Origin of the sequence: Bradyrhizobium sp. A11, assembly GCF_042077125.1 — a bacterium.
Taxonomy (GTDB): Bacteria; Pseudomonadota; Alphaproteobacteria; order Rhizobiales; family Xanthobacteraceae; genus Bradyrhizobium; species Bradyrhizobium japonicum_B.
This window is the reverse complement of the sequence record NZ_CP149509.1, coordinates 3,019,952-3,038,741: the sequence shown is the minus strand read 5'-3', so window position 1 is coordinate 3,038,741 and position 18,790 is coordinate 3,019,952. Positions and strand designations below refer to the sequence as shown.

The 18,790-nt window shown below is 64.6% G+C and carries 17 protein-coding genes; 3 read left to right on the top strand and 14 right to left on the bottom strand.

Going from position 1 to position 18,790, the window contains the following annotated elements:
- Positions 1-6: 6 nt before the first annotated feature.
- The 12 genes from nuoI to WI560_RS13955 all read right to left on the bottom strand — a co-directional run bounded on the left by nuoI (position 7) and on the right by WI560_RS13955 (position 12,530).
- Positions 7-495, bottom strand: coding sequence for an NADH-quinone oxidoreductase subunit NuoI (gene nuoI / locus WI560_RS14010; RefSeq protein ID WP_026232873.1), 489 nt, complete (start codon positions 493-495; stop codon positions 7-9).
- Between the two features lie 14 nt (positions 496-509).
- Positions 510-1,577: an NADH-quinone oxidoreductase subunit NuoH gene (gene nuoH, locus WI560_RS14005; RefSeq protein WP_257180028.1), complete on the bottom strand. Its 1,068-nt coding sequence runs from the start codon at positions 1,575-1,577 to the stop codon at positions 510-512.
- 10 nt (positions 1,578-1,587) lie between these two features.
- Entirely contained in the window at positions 1,588-3,663 is a 2,076-nt protein-coding gene (nuoG, locus tag WI560_RS14000; RefSeq protein WP_375308458.1) for an NADH-quinone oxidoreductase subunit NuoG, read from the bottom strand.
- 5 nt (positions 3,664-3,668) lie between these two features.
- Entirely contained in the window at positions 3,669-4,994 is a 1,326-nt protein-coding gene (gene nuoF, locus WI560_RS13995; RefSeq protein ID WP_028136070.1) for an NADH-quinone oxidoreductase subunit NuoF, read from the bottom strand.
- A 15-nt stretch (positions 4,995-5,009) separates the two neighbouring features.
- The gene (locus tag WI560_RS13990) at positions 5,010-5,210 is read right to left on the bottom strand and encodes a hypothetical protein (protein WP_375308457.1); all 201 of its coding nucleotides are present in this window, start codon (positions 5,208-5,210) and stop codon (positions 5,010-5,012) included.
- On the bottom strand, positions 5,210-5,821 hold the full coding sequence (gene nuoE, locus WI560_RS13985; protein WP_091885987.1) for an NADH-quinone oxidoreductase subunit NuoE: 612 nt from the start codon (positions 5,819-5,821) through the stop codon (positions 5,210-5,212). The genes WI560_RS13990 and nuoE overlap by 1 nt, the downstream gene beginning before the upstream one ends.
- Positions 5,822-5,833: 12 nt before the next feature.
- The gene (locus tag WI560_RS13980; RefSeq protein WP_375308456.1) at positions 5,834-6,799 is read right to left on the bottom strand and encodes an FkbM family methyltransferase; all 966 of its coding nucleotides are present in this window, start codon (positions 6,797-6,799) and stop codon (positions 5,834-5,836) included.
- Positions 6,799-7,995, bottom strand: a complete 1,197-nt coding sequence (locus tag WI560_RS13975) for an NADH-quinone oxidoreductase subunit D (RefSeq protein WP_028136066.1) — start codon at positions 7,993-7,995, stop codon at positions 6,799-6,801. Before WI560_RS13975 ends, WI560_RS13980 begins: the two co-directional genes overlap by 1 nt.
- Positions 7,996-7,997: 2 nt before the next feature.
- The gene (locus WI560_RS13970) at positions 7,998-8,609 is read right to left on the bottom strand and encodes an NADH-quinone oxidoreductase subunit C (protein WP_028136065.1); all 612 of its coding nucleotides are present in this window, start codon (positions 8,607-8,609) and stop codon (positions 7,998-8,000) included.
- Between the two features lie 11 nt (positions 8,610-8,620).
- Positions 8,621-9,208 (bottom strand): NuoB/complex I 20 kDa subunit family protein, encoded by a 588-nt coding sequence (locus WI560_RS13965; RefSeq protein ID WP_375308455.1) that lies wholly within the window; start codon positions 9,206-9,208, stop codon positions 8,621-8,623.
- Positions 9,199-9,564, bottom strand: a complete 366-nt coding sequence (locus WI560_RS13960; protein WP_008136158.1) for an NADH-quinone oxidoreductase subunit A — start codon at positions 9,562-9,564, stop codon at positions 9,199-9,201. The genes WI560_RS13965 and WI560_RS13960 overlap by 10 nt, the downstream gene beginning before the upstream one ends.
- A gap of 707 nt (positions 9,565-10,271) precedes the next feature.
- Positions 10,272-12,530 carry a TonB-dependent siderophore receptor gene (locus WI560_RS13955; RefSeq protein ID WP_375308454.1) on the bottom strand — a complete coding sequence of 753 codons (2,259 nt, stop codon included), beginning with the start codon at positions 12,528-12,530 and terminating at the stop codon, positions 10,272-10,274.
- A gap of 406 nt (positions 12,531-12,936) precedes the next feature.
- Between WI560_RS13955 and WI560_RS13950 the strand changes: the two genes are divergently transcribed.
- Entirely contained in the window at positions 12,937-13,140 is a 204-nt protein-coding gene (locus WI560_RS13950; protein ID WP_028136062.1) for a hypothetical protein, read from the top strand.
- Between the two features lie 90 nt (positions 13,141-13,230).
- Here the strand turns inward: WI560_RS13950 and WI560_RS13945 are convergent, their stop codons facing one another.
- Both WI560_RS13945 and WI560_RS13940 read right to left on the bottom strand, forming a co-directional pair.
- Positions 13,231-14,355: a hypothetical protein gene (locus WI560_RS13945; protein ID WP_375308453.1), complete on the bottom strand. Its 1,125-nt coding sequence runs from the start codon at positions 14,353-14,355 to the stop codon at positions 13,231-13,233.
- A gap of 204 nt (positions 14,356-14,559) precedes the next feature.
- Positions 14,560-14,811, bottom strand: a complete 252-nt coding sequence (locus tag WI560_RS13940; RefSeq protein WP_375308452.1) for a hypothetical protein — start codon at positions 14,809-14,811, stop codon at positions 14,560-14,562.
- A 238-nt stretch (positions 14,812-15,049) separates the two neighbouring features.
- Between WI560_RS13940 and WI560_RS13935 the strand changes: the two genes are divergently transcribed.
- On the top strand, positions 15,050-17,248 hold the full coding sequence (locus WI560_RS13935) for a caspase family protein (RefSeq protein ID WP_375308451.1): 2,199 nt from the start codon (positions 15,050-15,052) through the stop codon (positions 17,246-17,248).
- Positions 17,249-17,264: 16 nt separating this feature from the next.
- Positions 17,265-18,761 (top strand): caspase family protein, encoded by a 1,497-nt coding sequence (locus WI560_RS13930; RefSeq protein WP_375308836.1) that lies wholly within the window; start codon positions 17,265-17,267, stop codon positions 18,759-18,761.
- The last annotated feature ends 29 nt before the right edge of the window (positions 18,762-18,790 follow it).

The following is an 18,790-nucleotide window of genomic DNA, read 5'->3' as shown; positions in this document are numbered from 1 at the left end:
CTCACCTCACCGGTACGGCGCGTCGAGCTCGATCGCTTTCGCGATCTCGCGTTCCCAGCGGTCGCCGTTGGCGAGCAGCTTGGCCTTGTCATAGAACAGTTCCTCGCGGGTCTCGGTCGCGAACTCGAAGTTCGGGCCTTCGACGATGGCGTCCACAGGACAGGCCTCCTGGCAGAGGCCGCAATAGATGCACTTCACCATGTCGATGTCGTAGCGCACGGTGCGGCGGGTGCCGTCGTTGCGGCGCGGTCCGGCTTCGATGGTGATGGCCTGCGCCGGGCAGACCGCCTCGCACAGTTTGCAGGCGATGCAGCGCTCTTCGCCGTTCGGATAGCGGCGCAGCGCGTGCTCGCCGCGAAAGCGCGGCGAGATCGGGCCCTTCTCGAACGGATAGTTCAGCGTCGGCTTCGGCTGGAAGAAATAGCGCATGGCGAGGAAGAACGCCGAGACGAATTCCGACAGCAGAAGCGAGCGTGCAGTGGCGTTGATGTTGATACCCATGAAAGCCCTCACTTCGGCGCGATGCCGGCGAAATGCAGCACGCCGGCCACCACGATCACCATCACCAGCGACAGCGGCAGGAACACCTTCCAGCCGAGGCGCATCAATTGATCGTAGCGGTAGCGGGGCACAATCGCCTTCGCCATCGCGAACAGGAAGAACATGAAGAACAGTTTCAGCGAGAACCAGATGATCCCCGGCACCCAGTTGAAGGGCGGCAGGTCCACCGGCGGCAGCCAGCCTCCGAGGAACAGGATCGTCGCCAGCGCGCACATCGTGACGATCGCGACATACTCGCCGAGCATGAACAGCAGGTACGGCGTCGAGCCGTATTCGACCATGAAGCCGGCGACGAGCTCGGATTCGGCTTCGACGAGGTCAAAGGGCGGACGGTTGGTTTCCGCCAGCGCCGAGACGTAGAACACCACGAACATCGGGAACAGCGGCCAGACGTACCAGTTCAGGATGGTGAGCTGCGGCAGCCCGATCAGGCTGGCGAGACCACGCGCGTGCTGGGCCTCGACCACGCCGGTGAGGTTCAGCGTGCCGGCGCAGAGCAGCACCGTGATGATGACGAAGCCGATCGAGACTTCGTACGAGACCATCTGCGCAGCCGAGCGCAGCGCGGCCAAGAACGGATATTTCGAGTTCGACGACCAGCCGGCCATGATGATGCCGTAGATCGACAGCGACGAGATCGCGAAGATGAAGAGGATGCCGACATTGATGTCGGCGATCACCCAGCCGAGATTGGTCGGAATCACGGCCCAGGCGGCGAGCGCGAGCACGCATGAGACCAAGGGAGCAAGAAGAAACACGCCCTTGTTGGCGCCGGCCGGAATGATCGGCTCCTTCAGCACGAACTTGAGCAGGTCGGCGAAGGATTGCAGCAGGCCCCAGGGGCCGACCACGTTCGGGCCGCGCCGGATCTGCACCGCCGCCCAGATCTTGCGGTCGGCGAGCAGGATGTAGGCGATCGCCACCAACAGGACGACGAGCACCAACACGCTCTGCGCGACCATGATGATCAGCGGCCAGAGGAAACCGGTCCAGAATGCGCTTTCGAAGAATTCCATCAGATCACGCTCACTCCGCTGCGGTCAGCATGTGCCCGGAGGCGAGGCGCGAGCATTCCGCCATCACGGCGGACGCACGCGCGATTGGGTTGGTCAAATAGAAGTCCTCGACCAGCGGCTTGAACGGCGCCTTCTCGGGCGAGCCGCCCTTCCCCGCCAGCTTCTTGATCTGGTCGGCCGAGCCGGCCTCGATCTGGTCGAGACGGATCAGGTGCGGCACCGCCTTGAAGATCGCCTGGCGCAGCTGCGCGAGCGAGTCGTAGCCGAGCTTCTTGCCGAGCGCCTCGGACAATGCGCGAACGATCGCCCAGTCCTCGCGGGCTTCGCCCGGCGGGAACGCGGCCCGGCCCGTCATCTGCACGCGGCCCTCGGTGTTGACATAGATCGCGGACTTCTCGGTGTAGGCCGCCGCCGGCAGGATCACGTCGGCGCGGTGCGCGCCGCGGTCGCCATGGGTGCCGATATAGACGACGAAGGTGCCATCAGGCGCGTTGATCTCGTCGGCCCCCAGCAGGAACAGCAGGTCGAGCGTGCCGAAGGTCGTCATCTGCGCGGCGTTCAGCCCACCGCCGGTTGCGGAGAAGCCGATGTCGAGCGCGCCGACGCGCGAAGCGGACTCATGCAGCACGCCGAAGCCGTTCCAGCCGTCCTTGAGCGCGCCGACGTCGAGCGCGAGCTTGGCAGCGGCGGCGAGGATGGCGGCGCCGTCGTGGCGCGAGGTGGCGCCTCCGCCGACCAGGATGATCGGATTCTTGGCGTTCTTCAGCACGTCCATGAAGGAGTGCTTGCCGGCCGCAAGCTCACCGAGCGTCTCGGTGCCCGCGCCGAGGTGATCGTAGTCGTAAGTGAGATCGATTTTGGAGCCGATCACGCCGACCTTGAAGCCGCCGGCGCGCCAGCGCTTGCGGATGCGGGCGTTGAACACGGCAGCTTCCTTCCGCGGATTGGCGCCGATGATGAGCAGCGCATCCGCCTGCTCCACGCCCGCCAGCGTCGGGTTGAAGATATAGGAGCCGCGGCCGAGCGCGGGATCGAAGGCATCGCCGCCCTGCACCGCCAGATTGCCGGAGCCGAACTTGGCGAGCAGGTCCTTCAGCGCGAACATCTCCTCGACACCGGCGAGGTCGCCGGCGATCGCGCCGATGCGCTTGCCGTCGGTGCGCGCCGCCTTGGCGGCGATCGCGGCAAAGGCTTCCTGCCAGCTCGCCGCGCGCAGCTTGCCGGCCTCACGGACATAGGGACGGTCGAGCCGCTGCGTGCGCAGTCCGTCGACGACGTGGCGGGTCTTGTCGGAGATCCACTCCTCGTTCACGGCCTCGTTGATGCGCGGCAGGATGCGCATCACCTCGCGGCCGCGGGTGTCGACGCGGATCGCAGAGCCCACGCCGTCCATCACGTCGATCGACTGGGTCTTGCCGAGCTCCCACGGACGCGCCGCGAAGGCATAGGGCTTCGAGGTCAAGGCGCCGACCGGGCAGATGTCGACGAGGTTGCCCTGCAACTCCGAGGTCAGCGCGTGCTCGAGATAGGTCGTGATCTCCATGTCCTCGCCGCGGCCGGTGGCACCCATCTCGGGCGCACCGGCGACTTCCGCCGAGAAGCGGACGCAGCGCGTGCACTGGATGCAGCGGTTCATCGAGGTCTTGACCAGCGCGCCCAGATACTTGTCCTCGACCGCGCGCTTGTTCTCGGCGAAGCGGCTGGTGTCGACGCCATAGCCCATCGCCTGGTCCTGCAGGTCGCACTCGCCGCCCTGGTCGCAGATCGGGCAGTCCAGCGGATGGTTGATGAGCAGGAACTCCATCACGCCTTCGCGCGCCTTCTTCACCATCGGCGAACGCGTCGAGATTTCCGGCGGCTCACCCTTGGGCCCCGGACGGCAGTCGCGCACGCCCCAGGCGCAGCTCGCGACCGGCTTCGGGCCACCCTTCACCTCGACGAGGCACATCCGGCAATTGCCGGCGATCGACAGCCGCTCGTGGTAGCAGAAGCGCGGAATCTCGGCGCCGGCCGCCTCGCACGCCTGAAGCAGCGTGTACTCCGGCGGGACATCGATCTCTTTGCCGTCGATGATGAGCTTGGTCATGTCTCTTACTCCGCCGCGACCATGTTCACGGGATCGCGGACGCCGATATCGTCAATGTCTGCCCTGTGCGAATATTGGTCGATGCGCGCTTCGATCTCGTGACGGAAATGCGCGATCAGGCCCTGGATCGGCCACGCCGCCGCATCGCCCAGCGCGCAGATGGTGTGGCCTTCGACCTGCTTGGTCACCTCGAGCAGCATGTCGATCTCGCGCTTGTGGGCGCGGCCCTCGGCCATGCGGGTCAAGACGCGCCACATCCACCCCGTGCCCTCGCGGCACGGCGTGCACTGGCCGCAGCTCTCGTGCTTGTAGAAATAGGAGATGCGGGCGATGGCGCGGATCAGATCGGTCGACTTGTCCATCACGATCACGGCTGCGGTGCCGAGGCCCGAGCGCAGCTTGCTCAGACTGTCGAAATCCATCGGCGTGTCGATGATCTGCTCGGCCGGCACCATGCGCACCGACGAGCCGCCGGGGATCACCGCCTTGAGATTGTCCCAGCCGCCGCGGATGCCGCCGCAATGCTTCTCAATCAGCTCACGGAACGGAATGCCCATGGCCTCTTCGACGTTGCAGGGTCGCTCGACATGGCCGGAGATGCAGAACAGCTTGGTGCCGACATTGTTCGGGCGGCCGATGCCGGCGAACCAGGCCGCGCCGCGGCGCAGGATGTCCGGCGCAACCGCGATGGACTCGACGTTGTTGACGGTGGTCGGGCAGCCGAACAGGCCGACATTCGCCGGGAACGGCGGCTTCAGGCGCGGCTGGCCCTTCTTGCCTTCGAGGCTTTCGAGCAGCGCGGTTTCCTCGCCGCAGATATAGGCGCCGGCGCCGTGCGCGACGTAGATATCGAACGGCCAGCCGTTGACGTTGTCCTTGCCGACCAGCTTGGCCTCATAGGCCTGGTCGATCGCGGCCTGCAGGCGCTCGCGCTCGCGGATGAACTCGCCGCGGACATAGATGTAGCAGGCATGCGCGTTCATCGCGAAGCTGGCGATCAGGCAGCCCTCGACGAGGAGATGCGGATCGTGCCGCATGATCTCGCGATCCTTGCAGGTGCCGGGCTCGGATTCGTCGGCGTTGACGACGAGATAGCTGGGACGACCATCGGTGGACTCCTTCGGCATGAAGGACCATTTCAGGCCGGTCGGGAAGCCGGCGCCGCCGCGGCCGCGCAGCCCCGAGGCCTTCATCTCGTTGATGATCCAGTCGCGGCCCTTGTCGATGATGGCCTTGGTGCCATCCCAGGCGCCCCGGCGCCGCGCGCCCTCGAGCCCCCAATCGTGGAGGCCGTAGAGGTTCTTGAAGATGCGGTCCTTGTCCTCGAGCATGTCAGTGCTTTCCGATCAACGAGTGGACTGCTTGTAGGCAAGTCCGGCGGCGCAGACTGCGAAGAACAGCGCCCAGAGCAAGCTGGTCTCCTGTGACGCGTTCAGGAAGAAACGCTGCAGCAGGAACATGAAGGAAGCCGCGATCGCGGCGTGCATGGCGACGAAGCCCCATTTCTTCACGACCTCGGTCCCTCCGATTGCGACGAGATCACTCATCAGGTGATCTCCTTCAATGTGGTCGGCCCGGTGATCGGCGCCGAGAACTGGCGGCCGTTCTGCGGACCGGGCTTGGGCGGATTGCCCGAGGCGAAGCCGTCGAGCACCTTGCCGAAGCTTTCCTTGGTCAGGTCCTCATAGGTGTCCTTGCCGATCAGCACCATCGGCGCGTTCACGCAGGCGCCCAGGCACTCCACCTCTTCCCAGCTGAAATTGCCGTCCTTGGACAGATGGAACGGCTCGTGATGGATGCGGTGCTCGCAGACGTGGATCAGATCCTCGGCGCCGCGCAGCCGGCACGGCGTGGTGCCGCAGACCTGGACGTGGGCCTTCTTCCCGACGGGGGCGAGCTGGAACATGGTGTAGAAGGTCGCGACCTCCAGCACCCGGATGTAGGGCATGTCGAGCATGTCGGCGATGACGCGGATCGCGGCTTCCGAGACCCAGCCCTCGTTCTGCTCCTGCGCGCGCCAGAGGATGGCGATGACGGCCGAAGCCTGCCGACCGGCCGGATATTTCGCGATCTGCTGCCTGGCGAACGCAAGGTTCTCCTCCGTGAACGCAAAGCTCGCGGGCTGGACTTCCTTCGGTGCTAATCGACGAACGGACATCTCTTCAATCTCTCACTGCATACGGCGCGCGGTCTTCGCATTCAGGGCTTCGATCCGGTCCTGCCAGAATGCGCTTGCGGTGCCGAAAACGTTGTAGCCGACGTGAGTCGAGACCTTGATGCGGTCGAGGATCGACAGCTCGGTCACGGTCTCCATCCGTCTGCTGCGCGGATCGAACACGATCAGCTTCAGCGGGGTCTGTTCGAGGATGTAGCGCGACACGGAGTGATTGCGGTCGCTGCCGTGCTCCTCGCACATGATGACGCTGTCGGCCTGGAGCAGCCGGGCGCCGCCCTTGATGGCCTCGATCTCGACGCCCTCGACGTCGAGCTTGATCAGGTACTTGCCAGATGCCGCGACCTTGCCGTCCTCGATCAGATCGTCGAGCGAGATGACCGGCACCTCCTCACCGCCCGCCGAGGGATCGCCGGCGATGCTGAAGGCCTCGTGCTTGGTGCCGGACAGCCGCGCGGTGCCGCGGACGGCACCAATCGCGCATTTCATCGTCTCGAAGCGATTGCCGTTGACGCGGGCGTTGTTGACGAGCTTCGGGTAGTTCTGCCCCGACGGCTCGATCGCGATCGCCTTGTGCGCGCCGAACGGCTTGCTCGAGACCAGCACCGACCAGTAGCCGTAATTGGCGCCGCAATCGAGCAAGGTGTAGTCGACGTCGATGCTATCGGCGAACAAGAGCTCGAGCTCATCCTCGTAATTGTAGGAGCGGTTGAGCAGCTTGCTCCAATAGCCGTCGCCGTAGGGGAATTCGAACACGGCGTCGGGGTTGAGCCTGATCGCGATGTTGCGCTCGGGCAGCGTCTTGCGCAGCAAGTTCGCGCAGGCGATGTAGCCCATGTGCGAGAAGTGCGAAGAGATCTTCGATCCCGTCACCAGCGCCAAGGCAGCCGTCCGCTCCCACAGGTTGGCCCCTTCCAGGGCCCCCGAGGCACGGTCGAACTGGATCGGCGCTTGTTGCCCCATCAACGATCGACCTCTCCGAACACGATGTCGAGCGAGCCGAGGATCGCGGAGACGTCGGCGAGCAGATGGCCGCGGCAGATGTGGTCCATGGCCTGTAGATGGGCGAAGCCCGGCGCGCGGATCTTGCACTTGTACGGCTTGTTGGTGCCGTCGGAGATCAGATAGACGCCGAACTCGCCCTTGGGCGCCTCGACCGCGGCGTAGACTTCGCCGGCCGGCACGTGCACGCCCTCGGTGTAGAGCTTGAAGTGATGGATCAGCGCTTCCATCGAGCGCTTCATCTCGCCGCGCCGCGGCGGCGCGACCTTGTTGTCCTCGACGACGACCGGGCCCTTGCCGTCAGGCGCGTTCAGCTTCTGGATGCACTGCTTCATGATGCGCACGGACTGGCGCATCTCTTCCATGCGGATCAGATAGCGGTCGTAGCAATCGCCGTTCTTGCCGATCGGAATGTCGAAATCCATCTCGGCGTAGCATTCATAGGGCTGCGACTTGCGCAGGTCCCAGGCCGCGCCCGAGCCGCGCACCATCACGCCGGAGAAGCCCCACTCCCAGGCTTCCTTCAGCGGCACCACGCCGATGTCGACATTGCGCTGCTTGAAGATGCGGTTGGCGGTGAGCAGGCGGTCGAGGTCGTCGACGACCTTCAGGAACGGATCGCACCAGGCCTCGATGTCGTCGACCAGCTTCTGCGGCAGATCCTGATGCACGCCGCCGACGCGGAAGTAAGCTGCGTGCATACGGCTGCCCGAGGCGCGCTCGTAGAACACCATCAGCTTCTCGCGCTCCTCGAAGCCCCACAGCGGCGGGGTCAGCGCGCCGACGTCCATCGCCTGCGTGGTGACGTTGAGAAGGTGAGAGAGAATGCGGCCGATCTCGCAATAGAGCACGCGGATCAGCTGGCCGCGGCGCGGCACCTCGATGCCCAGCAGCTTTTCGGCCGCGAGGCAGAAGGCGTGCTCCTGGTTCATCGGCGCGACGTAGTCGAGCCGGTCGAAGTACGGGATCGCCTGCAGATAGGTCTTCTGCTCGATCAACTTTTCGGTGCCGCGGTGAAGCAGGCCGATATGGGGATCGACGCGCGCGACGACTTCGCCGTCCAATTCGAGCACAAGGCGCAGCACGCCGTGCGCCGCCGGATGTTGCGGTCCGAAGTTGATGGTAAAGTTGCGAAGCTGTTCAGGTTGCTCGTTCATGATCAGGCCTTCGGTCCTGCTTTCTCATCGCCAGGCAGGGGGTAATCCGCACCCTCCCAAGGCGACAAGAAATCAAACTTGCGGAATTCCTGGTTCAGACGCACGGGCTCGTACACCACCCGCTTCTCCTGGTCGTCGTAGCGGACCTCGACGAAACCGGTGGTCGGGAAGTCCTTGCGCAGCGGATGCCCCTCGAAGCCGTAATCGGTGAGGATGCGGCGCATGTCGGGATGGCCGACGAAGAACACGCCGTAGAGGTCATAGGCCTCGCGCTCGAACCAGTCGGCGCCGGGGAAGACGTCGATCAGCGACGGCACCTGGGTGGTCTCGTCGGCCTGGGCCTTGAGCCGGATCCGTGCGTTCAGGGTCGGTGACAGGAAGTGATAGATCACGTCGAAGCGCTTTTCGCGCGACGGATAGTCGGCGGCCGTGATGTCGGTGAAGTTGACGAAGCGGCAGCCGGGGTCGTCGCGGAGGTACTTGACCACCTCGACGATCCTGCTGGCCTCGACCTCGACCGTGAGCTGGTTGAAGGCGACCGAATGACCGGTGGCGGCGCCCGGAAGCGCGCTAACGATCGTCTGCCCCAGGGCGTCGAGCTTGGCGTCGTCCATGACGTAAAACCTTAGCGTTCGATGGTGCCGGTACGCCGGATCTTCTTCTGCAGCAGCAGCACGCCGTAGAGCAGCGCTTCCGCCGTGGGCGGGCAGCCCGGCACGTAGATGTCGATCGGCACGATGCGGTCGCAGCCGCGCACGACCGAGTAGGAATAGTGATAATAGCCGCCGCCATTGGCGCAGGAGCCCATCGAGATGACGTAGCGCGGCTCAGGCATCTGGTCGTAGACCTTGCGCAGCGCCGGCGCCATCTTGTTGGTCAAGGTCCCTGCGACGATCATCACGTCGGACTGGCGCGGCGAGGCGCGCGGCGCGAAGCCGAAGCGCTCGACGTCGTAGCGCGGCATCGACACCTGCATCATCTCGACCGCGCAGCAGGCGAGACCGAAGGTCATCCACATCAGCGAGCCGGTGCGCGCCCAGGTGATGAGGTCGTCGGTCGCGGCGACGAAGAAGCCCTTGTCCGACAGCTCGGAATTGACCTCGAGGAAGAACGGATCATTGGCCCCGACCGGCTTGCCGGTCGACGGGTCCAGGATGCCCTTGGGGGCCGGCGCTAGAACCGGGCCCGTGGACGCTGCAGGGGTCAATCCCATTCCAGTGCTCCCTTCTTCCATTCATAGGCGAACCCGACCGTCAGCACGGCAAGGAACACCACCATGGACCAGAAGCCGGTCGCGCCAAGCTTGCCGAACGCCACCGCCCAGGGAAACAGGAACGCCACCTCGAGGTCGAAGATGATGAAGAGAATGGCGACCAGGTAGAAGCGGACGTCGAACTTCATGCGCGCGTCGTCGAAGGCGTTGAAGCCGCACTCATACGCCGACAGCTTTTCCGGATCCGGCTGCTGAAACGCAACGATGAACGGCGCGATCAGCAGCACGAGGCCGATCAGGCCCGCTACTCCTATAAAGACGACGAGTGGAAGATAGTTCTGCAGAATGCCGCTCATTGGCGAGCCCTTTTTCCCGCAGCCTCGGGACAGCCACGGATTCGTCCGATTTGGAATTATTCTGAGCCTTAGCGCAGTGCACCAATGGGCGCAAGACACGCTCTTTTTAGGCCCTTTGCCGCTGCCAGAACGGTGAAAATCCCGGAATCACCCCGCGCTGGTATGGAGCAGATCGCAGGGCCCAGCAAGGGCAGCCGCCGGTTTTGCAGGGGAGCAGCGCGGAGATTGCGGCGCGCGGGCCATGTCAGCGTCTTGCCGTCGATCGCCCGAGAAAAATACCGGCTTTTCGGCTGCGGCAGCACAGGCAACCCGGGATGGGACCCACTTCAGGAACCTTCGCCCTGCCCCCCGCCGGTGACATCTTGGCTGGCCTTATCGGGCTTCAACGCCCGAGGGCCCGGGGATTGTCGCAGCCACGAGCCAAGACAGGTCCAGGTCAAGCCGGAGCAAGGACACCTATCCACAGGCGCAGGCCATCAGACAAGCCATGCATCGCGGCAGGGACGGTGCTGGCCGGGGCCCCGCCGCGAGCGCGGCGACGGCGACGTGGAGGGCCGTCGCGCGTGCCGCGCTCGGATGAGCTTCGGGCCGGAGGCATAGCCCGGGAGCTCATCTATCTCCTGAGGGAAGCGTGGCGACAGTCCAAACAGGTACGGAAGGACCGTCGAGATCAGGCCGGCCCGACCGATATCGCCCCTCGCCCCTCCTCACCATTTGTAGGACACGCTGGCGGTCACGCGCCGGCGATCGCCATAGAAGCATGACGCGGCCGACGCGCAGCTCGCGACGTAGATCTTGTCGGTCAGGTTGATCACGTTCAGCGCGGTACGCCAGTTCTGCCATTCGTAGTGGAGCGCGAGATCGCCGAGCACGACCGCGGGAACCTCGAGGGTGTTGGCTGTATCCGCCCAGGACGCGCCGATGTAGCGCACGCCACCGCCGAAGCCGAACCCTGCGAGCGGTCCGTCCCGGAATGTGTAGTCGGCCCAGCCCGAGACCAGAAGTTCGGGCGTGTTGGTCGGCGTCTTGCCGATCAGCGTCGGATCGAGATCCTTGCTCACAAAGAGATTGTAGGACGTGAAGGAGCCGATGAATTTCAGCTCCTTGGTGGCATTGGCGACCGCTTCAAGCTCGATGCCGCGCGAGGTCACCTCGCCGGTCTGATTTTGCAGAATCGGGACGCTGCCCGGCAATGTGGTCGCGACATTCTGACGGACCAGATCGAAAGCCGAGACCGTGAAATAGCCGTCGAATCCCACCGGCGCGACCTTCACGCCGATTTCGGCCTGCTTGCCGGTCTCCGGCAGGAACAGCTGGTTCGACGCGTTGAGCCCGATGATCGGATTGTAGCTCGTCGAATAGGAGACGTAGGGCGCGATGCCGTTGTCGAAATTGTAGATCAGCCCGGCGCGTCCGCTGAACCTGCTGTCGTCGCGGCTGCTGACCAAACCGCCGGTGTCACGGGCTTCCTGTGTCGTCTCGACCCAGTCGTTGCGGCCGCTCAGCACCAGGGTGAAATTGCCGAGCTTCATCTGGTCCTGGAGATAGGTGCCGGCCTGCTTCTGCGTGATGAGGAAGTTACGGAACGGCGCGCTCGGCAAGGAAACCTCGGCTGCCCCATAGGCCGGATTGAAGACGTTGATCGAGGGCACACCGAACCCGAAGGCCTGGTAGTCGTCGATCTGATAGCCTTTCAGGTCAACACCGAACAGCATCGTGTGTCGGACCGGACCGGTGTTGAAGCGATACTCGAGCTGGTTGTCGAGATTGGCCTGATTGGCTGTGTTCTTCGCATACCAATTGTAGCGATTGAGCGTAGCCGTATTGATGTTGGCCCAATCATTGCCGACGTAGCCGCGATAGCTAATGTCGACATGCGCAAAGCGAGCGTTCTGACGGAACGTCAGGTCGTCGGTGAGGTGGCGCTCGAACCGATAGCCCAGCATCTCCTGCTCGCGCGTGAACTTGTCGACGGTGGGGTCGCCGACGAAGAAGCTGGTGGGTATCTTGCCGAAGGGTGCGGAGGTCACCGTGCCCTGATAGGGTAGGAAGTTTATACCGCGGGTATCCTGCTTCGAGGCCGAGGCCAGCACCGTGAAGGTGGTGTCGGCGTCCGGCTTCCACGTAAACGACGGTGCGATGAAGTAATTGTTGTCGGGCGTGAAGTTGACCTGGGTACCACCGTTCTGGACCTGGCCAACGACGCGATAGAACAGCTTGCCGTTCTCGGGCGCGACCGTGACCGGTCCGCCGAAATCGAAGCCGACATAGGCGTTGCCGAAATTGTTGACGCCGGTCTCGACGTAGCGGATCGGCTCGGCCGGCGGCATCTTGCTGATGACGTTGACGATGCCGCTCGGGCTCGATCCGCCGTACAGCACCGCCGACGGACCGCGCAGCACCTCGACCCGCTCCATGTTGAACGGCTGCAGCTTCCAGCTCGCATAGGAGGTGTAGAACAGCTGCATGCCGTCGAGGAACAGGCCAATATCCTCGGACTTGAAGCCGCGGATCAGCCACCAATCGTTGCGGGTGTCGGTCCCGAAAGTGCCTGCCCGCACGCCGGCGGTGTAGCGCAGCACCTCGTCCAGCTTGTTCGGCTTCTGGTCACGGATCTGCTCGGCGCCGATCACCGACACCGATTGCGGCGTCTCGATGATCGGCGTGTTGGTCTTGGTGCCGGACGAGCTGCGCCCGGCGACGTAGCCGTTCACCGGACCGTGCGGCGTCTCGACGAAGCCGACATTGCGCTGCGGTTGCTGCGGTCTGTTTCGAGTGGCGACCTGTTCGGACGCCCGCGGCAAACGGCGCTGAGGAGTTGTGGCTGCGCGGCGACGCGCTTCCGGCGCGGTGACGGTCACCGCCGGCAAATTCTGTGCCCCACTCTGCGCGGAAGATTGAGCAAGCGATGCCTGCGGCATCAACACCAAAGCGGATGCGGTCGCCAGCACGGCCGACCGCAGCATTCCAAGACTGTTCAACGCGCCACCCCAAAGCTGCATGTTCGCTGCGACATGCCGCCTGTCCCGGACGGCATGCGCTCGGACGTCACGCTTATGGGAGGGCGCGCAAATTCCCTAATTGAAAGCTTCTTAGAAGGACTCTTAGAACCGATGCAACTCTGCAAAGATTGCCGCGAGATCAGCGCGGGCAATGCTTCGGATTAACCGATTCATATGCCAGTCAGCGGAAGCCCCTGGCACGTCGCCGGGAGCCGGACGCGACCAGCCGGCCCGGCTTCGGGCTGCCGAGCGACGAAACCAGCTGGGCGGCAAGATGAAACCATTTTGCGAAACCCGCGAAACCATCCGGAAACAGATGGTCCTTAAGACAAGAGCCCTAGACGGCGGCAAAGCCCGTCGGGAGGCTCAGATGAACCACTCAATTCACTCTGCTGATCGTGCGACCCACCTGAAGATCGTGGTGGTGGCGCTGGTTGCCGGCATCATGGTGGCCGGCTTCGGGATCGCGGCCCGCACCAATGCCGATTACAGCCAGACCGCCCAGTCCAGCCAGGTGATCAAGGCCGGCAAGCCCGTGGTGGTGACCAGCGCCGGGACGTCGGCGATCCGCTAACAACCAAAAAAGGTCCGATTTGGTACCAAATGGCCGCCCTCGGGCGGCCTTTCCGTTTGGCTACGGCGGGCATCCGTCTTGGAGATCACCCTACCAGGTATAGCGAAGGCCGGCCTGAGTACCGGCGATCGAGGTTCCGAGTCCGCCAACGCCAGGCAGAAGCGGGTTCGGCACGGTGATGCTGCTGCCATGAACTTCGAGGTAGGACGACAGCTGCGGCGTCCAGAGCACGTTGACCTTTGCGGAACCGCGAAGGCCATTGGTACCGATCACGCCGGCCGCAACGGGGACCGCACCTCCGACGGCGCCGGTGCCGCTCGCATCCACGATCCTGTAGTACTGACCCGAGATCGACGGCTGGATCTTAAAGCCCAGCAAGTCCGCCTCGAATCCGACGCGCATGCCACCGTGAAATTCGGTTGAATCGCCCGCCTTGGTGCCGAAATTGGCGGTATAGCTTTCCGAATAGGTCAACCCGACGGTGGGCTCGATCCACACCGTGTACGGGAAGTCGAACCGATATTGGCCGTTCCAGGTATAGGCCATGCTGCTGCCGTCCGCGGGCGCAACAAGGGCCACGTTGGACGTGTTGCGCGTCCAGCTCGCGAGCGCCGTGAAGTCGGTCGAAAAACCACCGTTGAGATAAGAGAGGGTGCCGGAGGTCGATGGAATTGAGCCATCGGTCGTCACTCCGCCCGTCGTGAAGGTGTGCGCCCACGAATGAGAGCCGGTCGCAATGAAGGTCAGCGCGTCGGTTGCGGTGAAGATGCCGATCCTGGTCACATCGACCGCGCCGGTCATCGTGGCGACGCTGACTTCGACCCCGGACGCCTGCGCCCTGTCGCCGCTGCCGACCAAGTTCGCGCCGTAAAGCCACGCGGCGGGGGGCGGCGCCGCAAGGGCCGGAGCCTTGACGTAAGGAGCCTTGGCGTAGGCCAGCGCGCCGAACGGATTGCTGACTCCTCTGGACGCGAAGGGGTCGCGGCGGTCGAAATCCGCCTCCTCTCCGCTGAAGCGCAGCATTCCCGGAGGCGCAACGACCCTGCGCTTCTGAATCTGATCGCGAACGGTCTGGATGATGTTCTGGACGGTGTTGTTGATGACTTGCTGCGGAACATTGACCTCCTGTGCCGAGGCCGGCCCCATCGCAAACGAAGAACTAAGCAAAAAAGGTACGGCAACGGCAAAGCCGCGGCGGAGAACTCCTGCCCTCATGGTATTCGATCAGCCCCCTGCTGGTTCAGCCCGAGCCTTGGCGAGAGAAAAATCCCGCAAGCTTCTGGTGCAGAGTTTTATGGGCAGACTGCCCGCCGCGTCTTCACCCGATTGGCTGAATTGTGGGGGCGGATGCATCAAGCGCGCCCACCTGATACTCATTTGCAACACTTTCCCGGGCCACGGGGGCGCGCCGATCTCCGTCTACTCCGCCCCCGCACGGTTTCGCTTCTTCGTGGCGCGAGCCTGCGTTGCCGCTTGGCTCTGTTCCGGACGTTTCGTGGCCTTGCCTGCTTCCCGTGACCGGATGTGTCGCCGCACGTCCTCACGAACGTTCTGGATGATCGTGTCGCGCGACGACTCGGCCGGATCATTACAGCGGGCCACGCCGCACAAAGCGACGAACAGCGGAAGGGCGAGCATCGGCGCACGGGCGAAATTGACGGTCCTGATCATCGGAGTCTCCGAACATGTCGCCGGCTTGAGCCGCCCTGCTCGCCCTCAACACAGCGCAGCACGGTTGGTTTCACCGCTCGCGACGGGCAGCTTTTTGGTCGAGGCGTCCCGGACCCGGTTCACGAAGCGCTGAACACCGAGGCCTTTGATGTCGTCATCCCGCATCCCATGATGTAGAATCCACCAACAAGCCGGCCAAGTCCGTTTGTTCGATTTTTCATTTTCTGAGTTTCCACTGATGCCTGGTCATTTCGGGATCTTCGTTCTCGCAAGCGCGCGTCCCGTCTTCAAGTTGCAGAGTCTGGCGCGCCGGTTCGCCGTTCTCGGCTGCGTCGCGCTGTCGATCCTGGTTTCGACGAAACTGCAGGCCGCCGCTGGCGATAGGATCGCGCTCGTCGTCGGCAACAGCGACTATCGCAAGGTCCCCAAACTCATCAACCCCGCCAACGACGCCGCGGACATGGCGGCCTCGCTGGGCCGGCTCGGCTACTCCGTCAGGCACCTCGCCGACCTCGACTACAACCGCTTCCGGCAGGCCCTCATCGAATTCGGCAACGCGGCGAAGACGGCCGACAAGGCGGTGATCTTCTTCGCCGGCCACGGCGTCGAGTTGGACGGCAAGAACTGGCTGATCCCGGTCGATGCCGAGATCAAGTCCGAGATCGACGTCTATGCCGAGGCGATCAATCTCGAGACCCTGATCGACATCTCGGTGATGCCGAAGACTATCGGCCTCGTGGTTCTCGACGCCTGCCGCAATGATCCATTCGAAACGACCAAGGTTGCCGCTGCGGGGCGCGCGCTGTCGCCGCGGCCGCCCAAGGCGGCATCCGGCCCGTCCGGTGCCCCGACGCCGCTCGCGGCCGGCGCGCGCGGCCTCGCCCCTGTCGAGGTCAGCGACAACGTGCTCGTTGCCTTCGCGGCCGCTGCCGGCACGACCGCGAGCGACGGCGCCGGGCGCAACAGCCCCTACTCCGGCTCGCTGCTGCGTCATGTCGAAACGCCGCAGCTCGAGATCAACTATCTCTTCCGGATCGTGCACGACGAGGTCTGGAAAGAGACCGGGACGCAGGAGCCCGCGATCTATGGGACGCTTCCGAAGGACGACATCTATCTCTACGGCGAAGCCGCCGTGGCACACGGCGATGGCGGAGCCGATGCCGAACAGCTCGCCTGGGAATTCGTCCGCTCGACCAACGAGATCGCGACCTTGCGTCGTTTCGTCCAGCAATTCCCGGCGAGCCCCCATGCCGCCGCAATCGATCAGCGCATTGCGCAGTTGCAGACCGCCGAAGCCAACGCCTGGACCGTCGTCGAGCGACAGAAGTCGCCCGCGGCCTACCGTGCCTATCTGGATCTCTATCCGTTCGGCGAGCATGTCGAGAGCGCGCGGGTTACGCTGGCCGCGCTCGAGAAGTCGGCGAAGCCGGGCCAGGCCGGCGGCCAGATCGACATGCCCGCGCCGCCGCCCGCGAGCTATCAGCTCGCATCGGCCGCAACGACCGCCGGCAATTCGGAGGCGATCGAGAAGGCATGGGACGTTCTGAAGGAGTCGCGCGACAAGAGCGTGGTCGGCCGGTTTGCCGAGCGCTACCCGAGCTCGCGCCACAACCGGCTGCCGCCGGGCAGCGACCTCGCATTGCGCCCCGTCAATTCCACCGAACTGATGCTGCGATCAGCCCAGGACGGCGACGTGAACGCCTGCTTCGACGGCGATGCCGCGGCTTGCGTCAGATCCATCAAGACATACCCCGACTACGTCCAGCTGCAATTCCAGCTGTGCCGGTCCAAGGGCAATCCCAGGGGATGCATGGCCAACGCGGTGGCCGAGGCGCGCAGGCGCGGGCTCCTGGTTTCCGCCTATACCCGGTCGGAACAGGAAAAGGTTCGCAATCGCGAATATCGGCGCGTCGTTGCCCGCGTAAATCAGAATGTCGGCAACGTGGTCAGCGGCGTCGTCAGCAATGTGGTCGGCAACGTCGTCAGCAATGCCGTTTCGACGGCGGTCAGCAACGCCGCATCCAGCGCCGCCAGCCGCGCGGCATCGCAGGCCGCATCAAATGCAGCCAGCCGCGCCGCGTCGAACGCCGCCGGCCGCTCGGCGTCGAGTGCCGCGTCGAGCGCGGCCGGCAGAGCCGCGTCTGCGGTGGCCTCGAATGCGGCAAGCCGTGTCACCATTCCGTCCGACGTCCGGCTCAAGCAGGACATCACGGCTCTCGGCCGGACGGCCGGCGGTCTCAACCTCTATCGCTACAGATACAAGGGCGATGCGACGTTCTATGTCGGCGTGATGGCGCAGGAGGTCGCACGGCTGGCTCCCGCAGCGGTGTCATCGGGAGTGGACGGGTTCCTGCGCGTTGACTATGGTCTGCTCGGCCTCGATTTCCTGACCTATCGCGACTGGATCGGGCGGCAACCCCATTCCGACATCGACTGAGGGACGCGACTTGATCGTGCGCTGGCTGGCCCTGTTCATCGCCATCGGGCTCCTCTTCGACGCCGAAGCAGATGCCTCCAGCAGCCGCATCGCCCTGGTCGTTGGAAACGCGAGCTACGCGCATGCGCCGCGGCTCGGCACTCCCGTCAACGACGCCGAGGACATTGCCGCAGCTCTCGTCGGCCTCGGCTTCGACGTCGATCTGCGCAAGGACGCGACCATCGGCGATCTGCGCGCGGGACTTGGCGCCTTCACCGAAAAGTCCGCCGGCGCGGACATCGCGATCTTCTATTTTGCCGGATACAGCGCAGCTGCGGGTGTCGGCGGTTACCTGATCCCTGTCGATGCGCATCTGGCGACGCCTCAGTCCGCGATCGCGGAGACCGTTCCCTTGGCTGCGGTGACGGCCGCCGCGGCGCGGGCCCGCCGGCTGGGCCTGGTGATCCTGGATGCCCTGCGGGAGAACCCGTTTCCTGCCACGCCGGATGGCCGCCGCAACGGCGTTTCCGTTGCCTCGGCCGCACGAGCACCGATCCGCAACACGCTGATGTTCTTTCCGGCGGAGCCGGGTCGGACGGCGGAAGAAGGCGAAGGCCGCAACAGCCCTTTTGCTGCTGCGCTGCTCAAATACCTGCCGCAAGCCGACCTCGAGATCAACTTCATGTTTCGCAACGTTCGCGACGACGTCCGGCTGGCAACGCGGCGCAAGCAGACGCCGTACATGTATGGCCAGCTCTCCAAGGAGAGGATCTATCTCAATCCCGTGAAGCAGGTCGCGCACGGTGACCCCGCCGTCCTGCAGCGCTGCGACAATTCCGTTGCTGGCCTCGCGGAAGCGAGGGCGATCGGCGCCGACCAGGACGAGGCGCGAGAGAACCCGATCGCGGTCGCAGCGGTTGCGGCGTGCTCGGATGCGGTCAAGCTGTCTCCGGGAGCGGACCGGCTGCACTATCAGCTCGGGCGCTCACTGCACGCCGCGCGCGACTATGCCGGGGCGATGGCGAGCTACAAGGCGGCATCCGAACTCGGCAACGCGCGGGCGCTCTACGAGCTCGGACTGATGTACGAGAGCGGCAACGGCGTCGAGAAAGATCCCGCCCGCGCTCGCTTCTACTACGAGATGGCCGCCGAGAAGAAGATTGCGCCGGCGCTCGTCAGCCTCGGCCTGCAACAGGAGCGCGGAATCGGCACGGCGAGCGACCCTGCACGAGCCTATGCCTTGTACCAGCGGGCCGCCGAGCTCGACGATGCGACCGCCCTCAACAGGATGGGCGAGCTTGCCGAGAAAGGACTGGGGACCAGGCAGAACCTGAAATCGGCTCGGGCCTTCTACCAGAAGAGCGCCGCGATGGGCGACCTCGAAGCCATGGTCAATCTCGCCCGATGCTACGCCAATGGGATCGGCGGCCCGCGCGACCTAAGCCAGGCCAGACGGCTTCTGGCCAAGGCGGCGCAGGCCGGCAGCGCGGACGCCCGGCGCATCCTGGCTCATGTCGAGCCCAAAGCGCGATAGGCGAAATCCGGCGGGATGGCGGCCAGAGC

What these genes read in the sequence shown, in the direction of transcription:
- WI560_RS13980 (WP_375308456.1), bottom strand. Translation starts at nt 6,799, where the DNA reads ATGGGGCAACAAGCGCCGATCCAGTTCGACCGTGCCTCGGGGGCCCTG.
- WI560_RS13990 (WP_375308457.1), bottom strand. Translation starts at nt 5,210, where the DNA reads ATGAGTGATCTCGTCGCAATCGGAGGGACCGAGGTCGTGAAGAAATGG.
- WI560_RS13950 (WP_028136062.1), top strand. Translation starts at nt 12,937, where the DNA reads ATGAACCACTCAATTCACTCTGCTGATCGTGCGACCCACCTGAAGATC.
- WI560_RS13955 (WP_375308454.1), bottom strand. Translation starts at nt 12,530, where the DNA reads ATGCTGCGGTCGGCCGTGCTGGCGACCGCATCCGCTTTGGTGTTGATG.
- nuoH (WP_257180028.1), bottom strand. Translation starts at nt 1,577, where the DNA reads ATGGAATTCTTCGAAAGCGCATTCTGGACCGGTTTCCTCTGGCCGCTG.
- nuoG (WP_375308458.1), bottom strand. Translation starts at nt 3,663, where the DNA reads ATGACCAAGCTCATCATCGACGGCAAAGAGATCGATGTCCCGCCGGAG.
- WI560_RS13940 (WP_375308452.1), bottom strand. Translation starts at nt 14,811, where the DNA reads ATGATCAGGACCGTCAATTTCGCCCGTGCGCCGATGCTCGCCCTTCCG.
- nuoF (WP_028136070.1), bottom strand. Translation starts at nt 4,994, where the DNA reads ATGCTCGAGGACAAGGACCGCATCTTCAAGAACCTCTACGGCCTCCAC.
- WI560_RS13945 (WP_375308453.1), bottom strand. Translation starts at nt 14,355, where the DNA reads ATGAGGGCAGGAGTTCTCCGCCGCGGCTTTGCCGTTGCCGTACCTTTT.
- WI560_RS13975 (WP_028136066.1), bottom strand. Translation starts at nt 7,995, where the DNA reads ATGAACGAGCAACCTGAACAGCTTCGCAACTTTACCATCAACTTCGGA.
- nuoE (WP_091885987.1), bottom strand. Translation starts at nt 5,821, where the DNA reads ATGTCCGTTCGTCGATTAGCACCGAAGGAAGTCCAGCCCGCGAGCTTT.
- WI560_RS13935 (WP_375308451.1), top strand. Translation starts at nt 15,050, where the DNA reads ATGCCTGGTCATTTCGGGATCTTCGTTCTCGCAAGCGCGCGTCCCGTC.
- WI560_RS13965 (WP_375308455.1), bottom strand. Translation starts at nt 9,208, where the DNA reads ATGGGATTGACCCCTGCAGCGTCCACGGGCCCGGTTCTAGCGCCGGCC.
- WI560_RS13960 (WP_008136158.1), bottom strand. Translation starts at nt 9,564, where the DNA reads ATGAGCGGCATTCTGCAGAACTATCTTCCACTCGTCGTCTTTATAGGA.
- WI560_RS13970 (WP_028136065.1), bottom strand. Translation starts at nt 8,609, where the DNA reads ATGGACGACGCCAAGCTCGACGCCCTGGGGCAGACGATCGTTAGCGCG.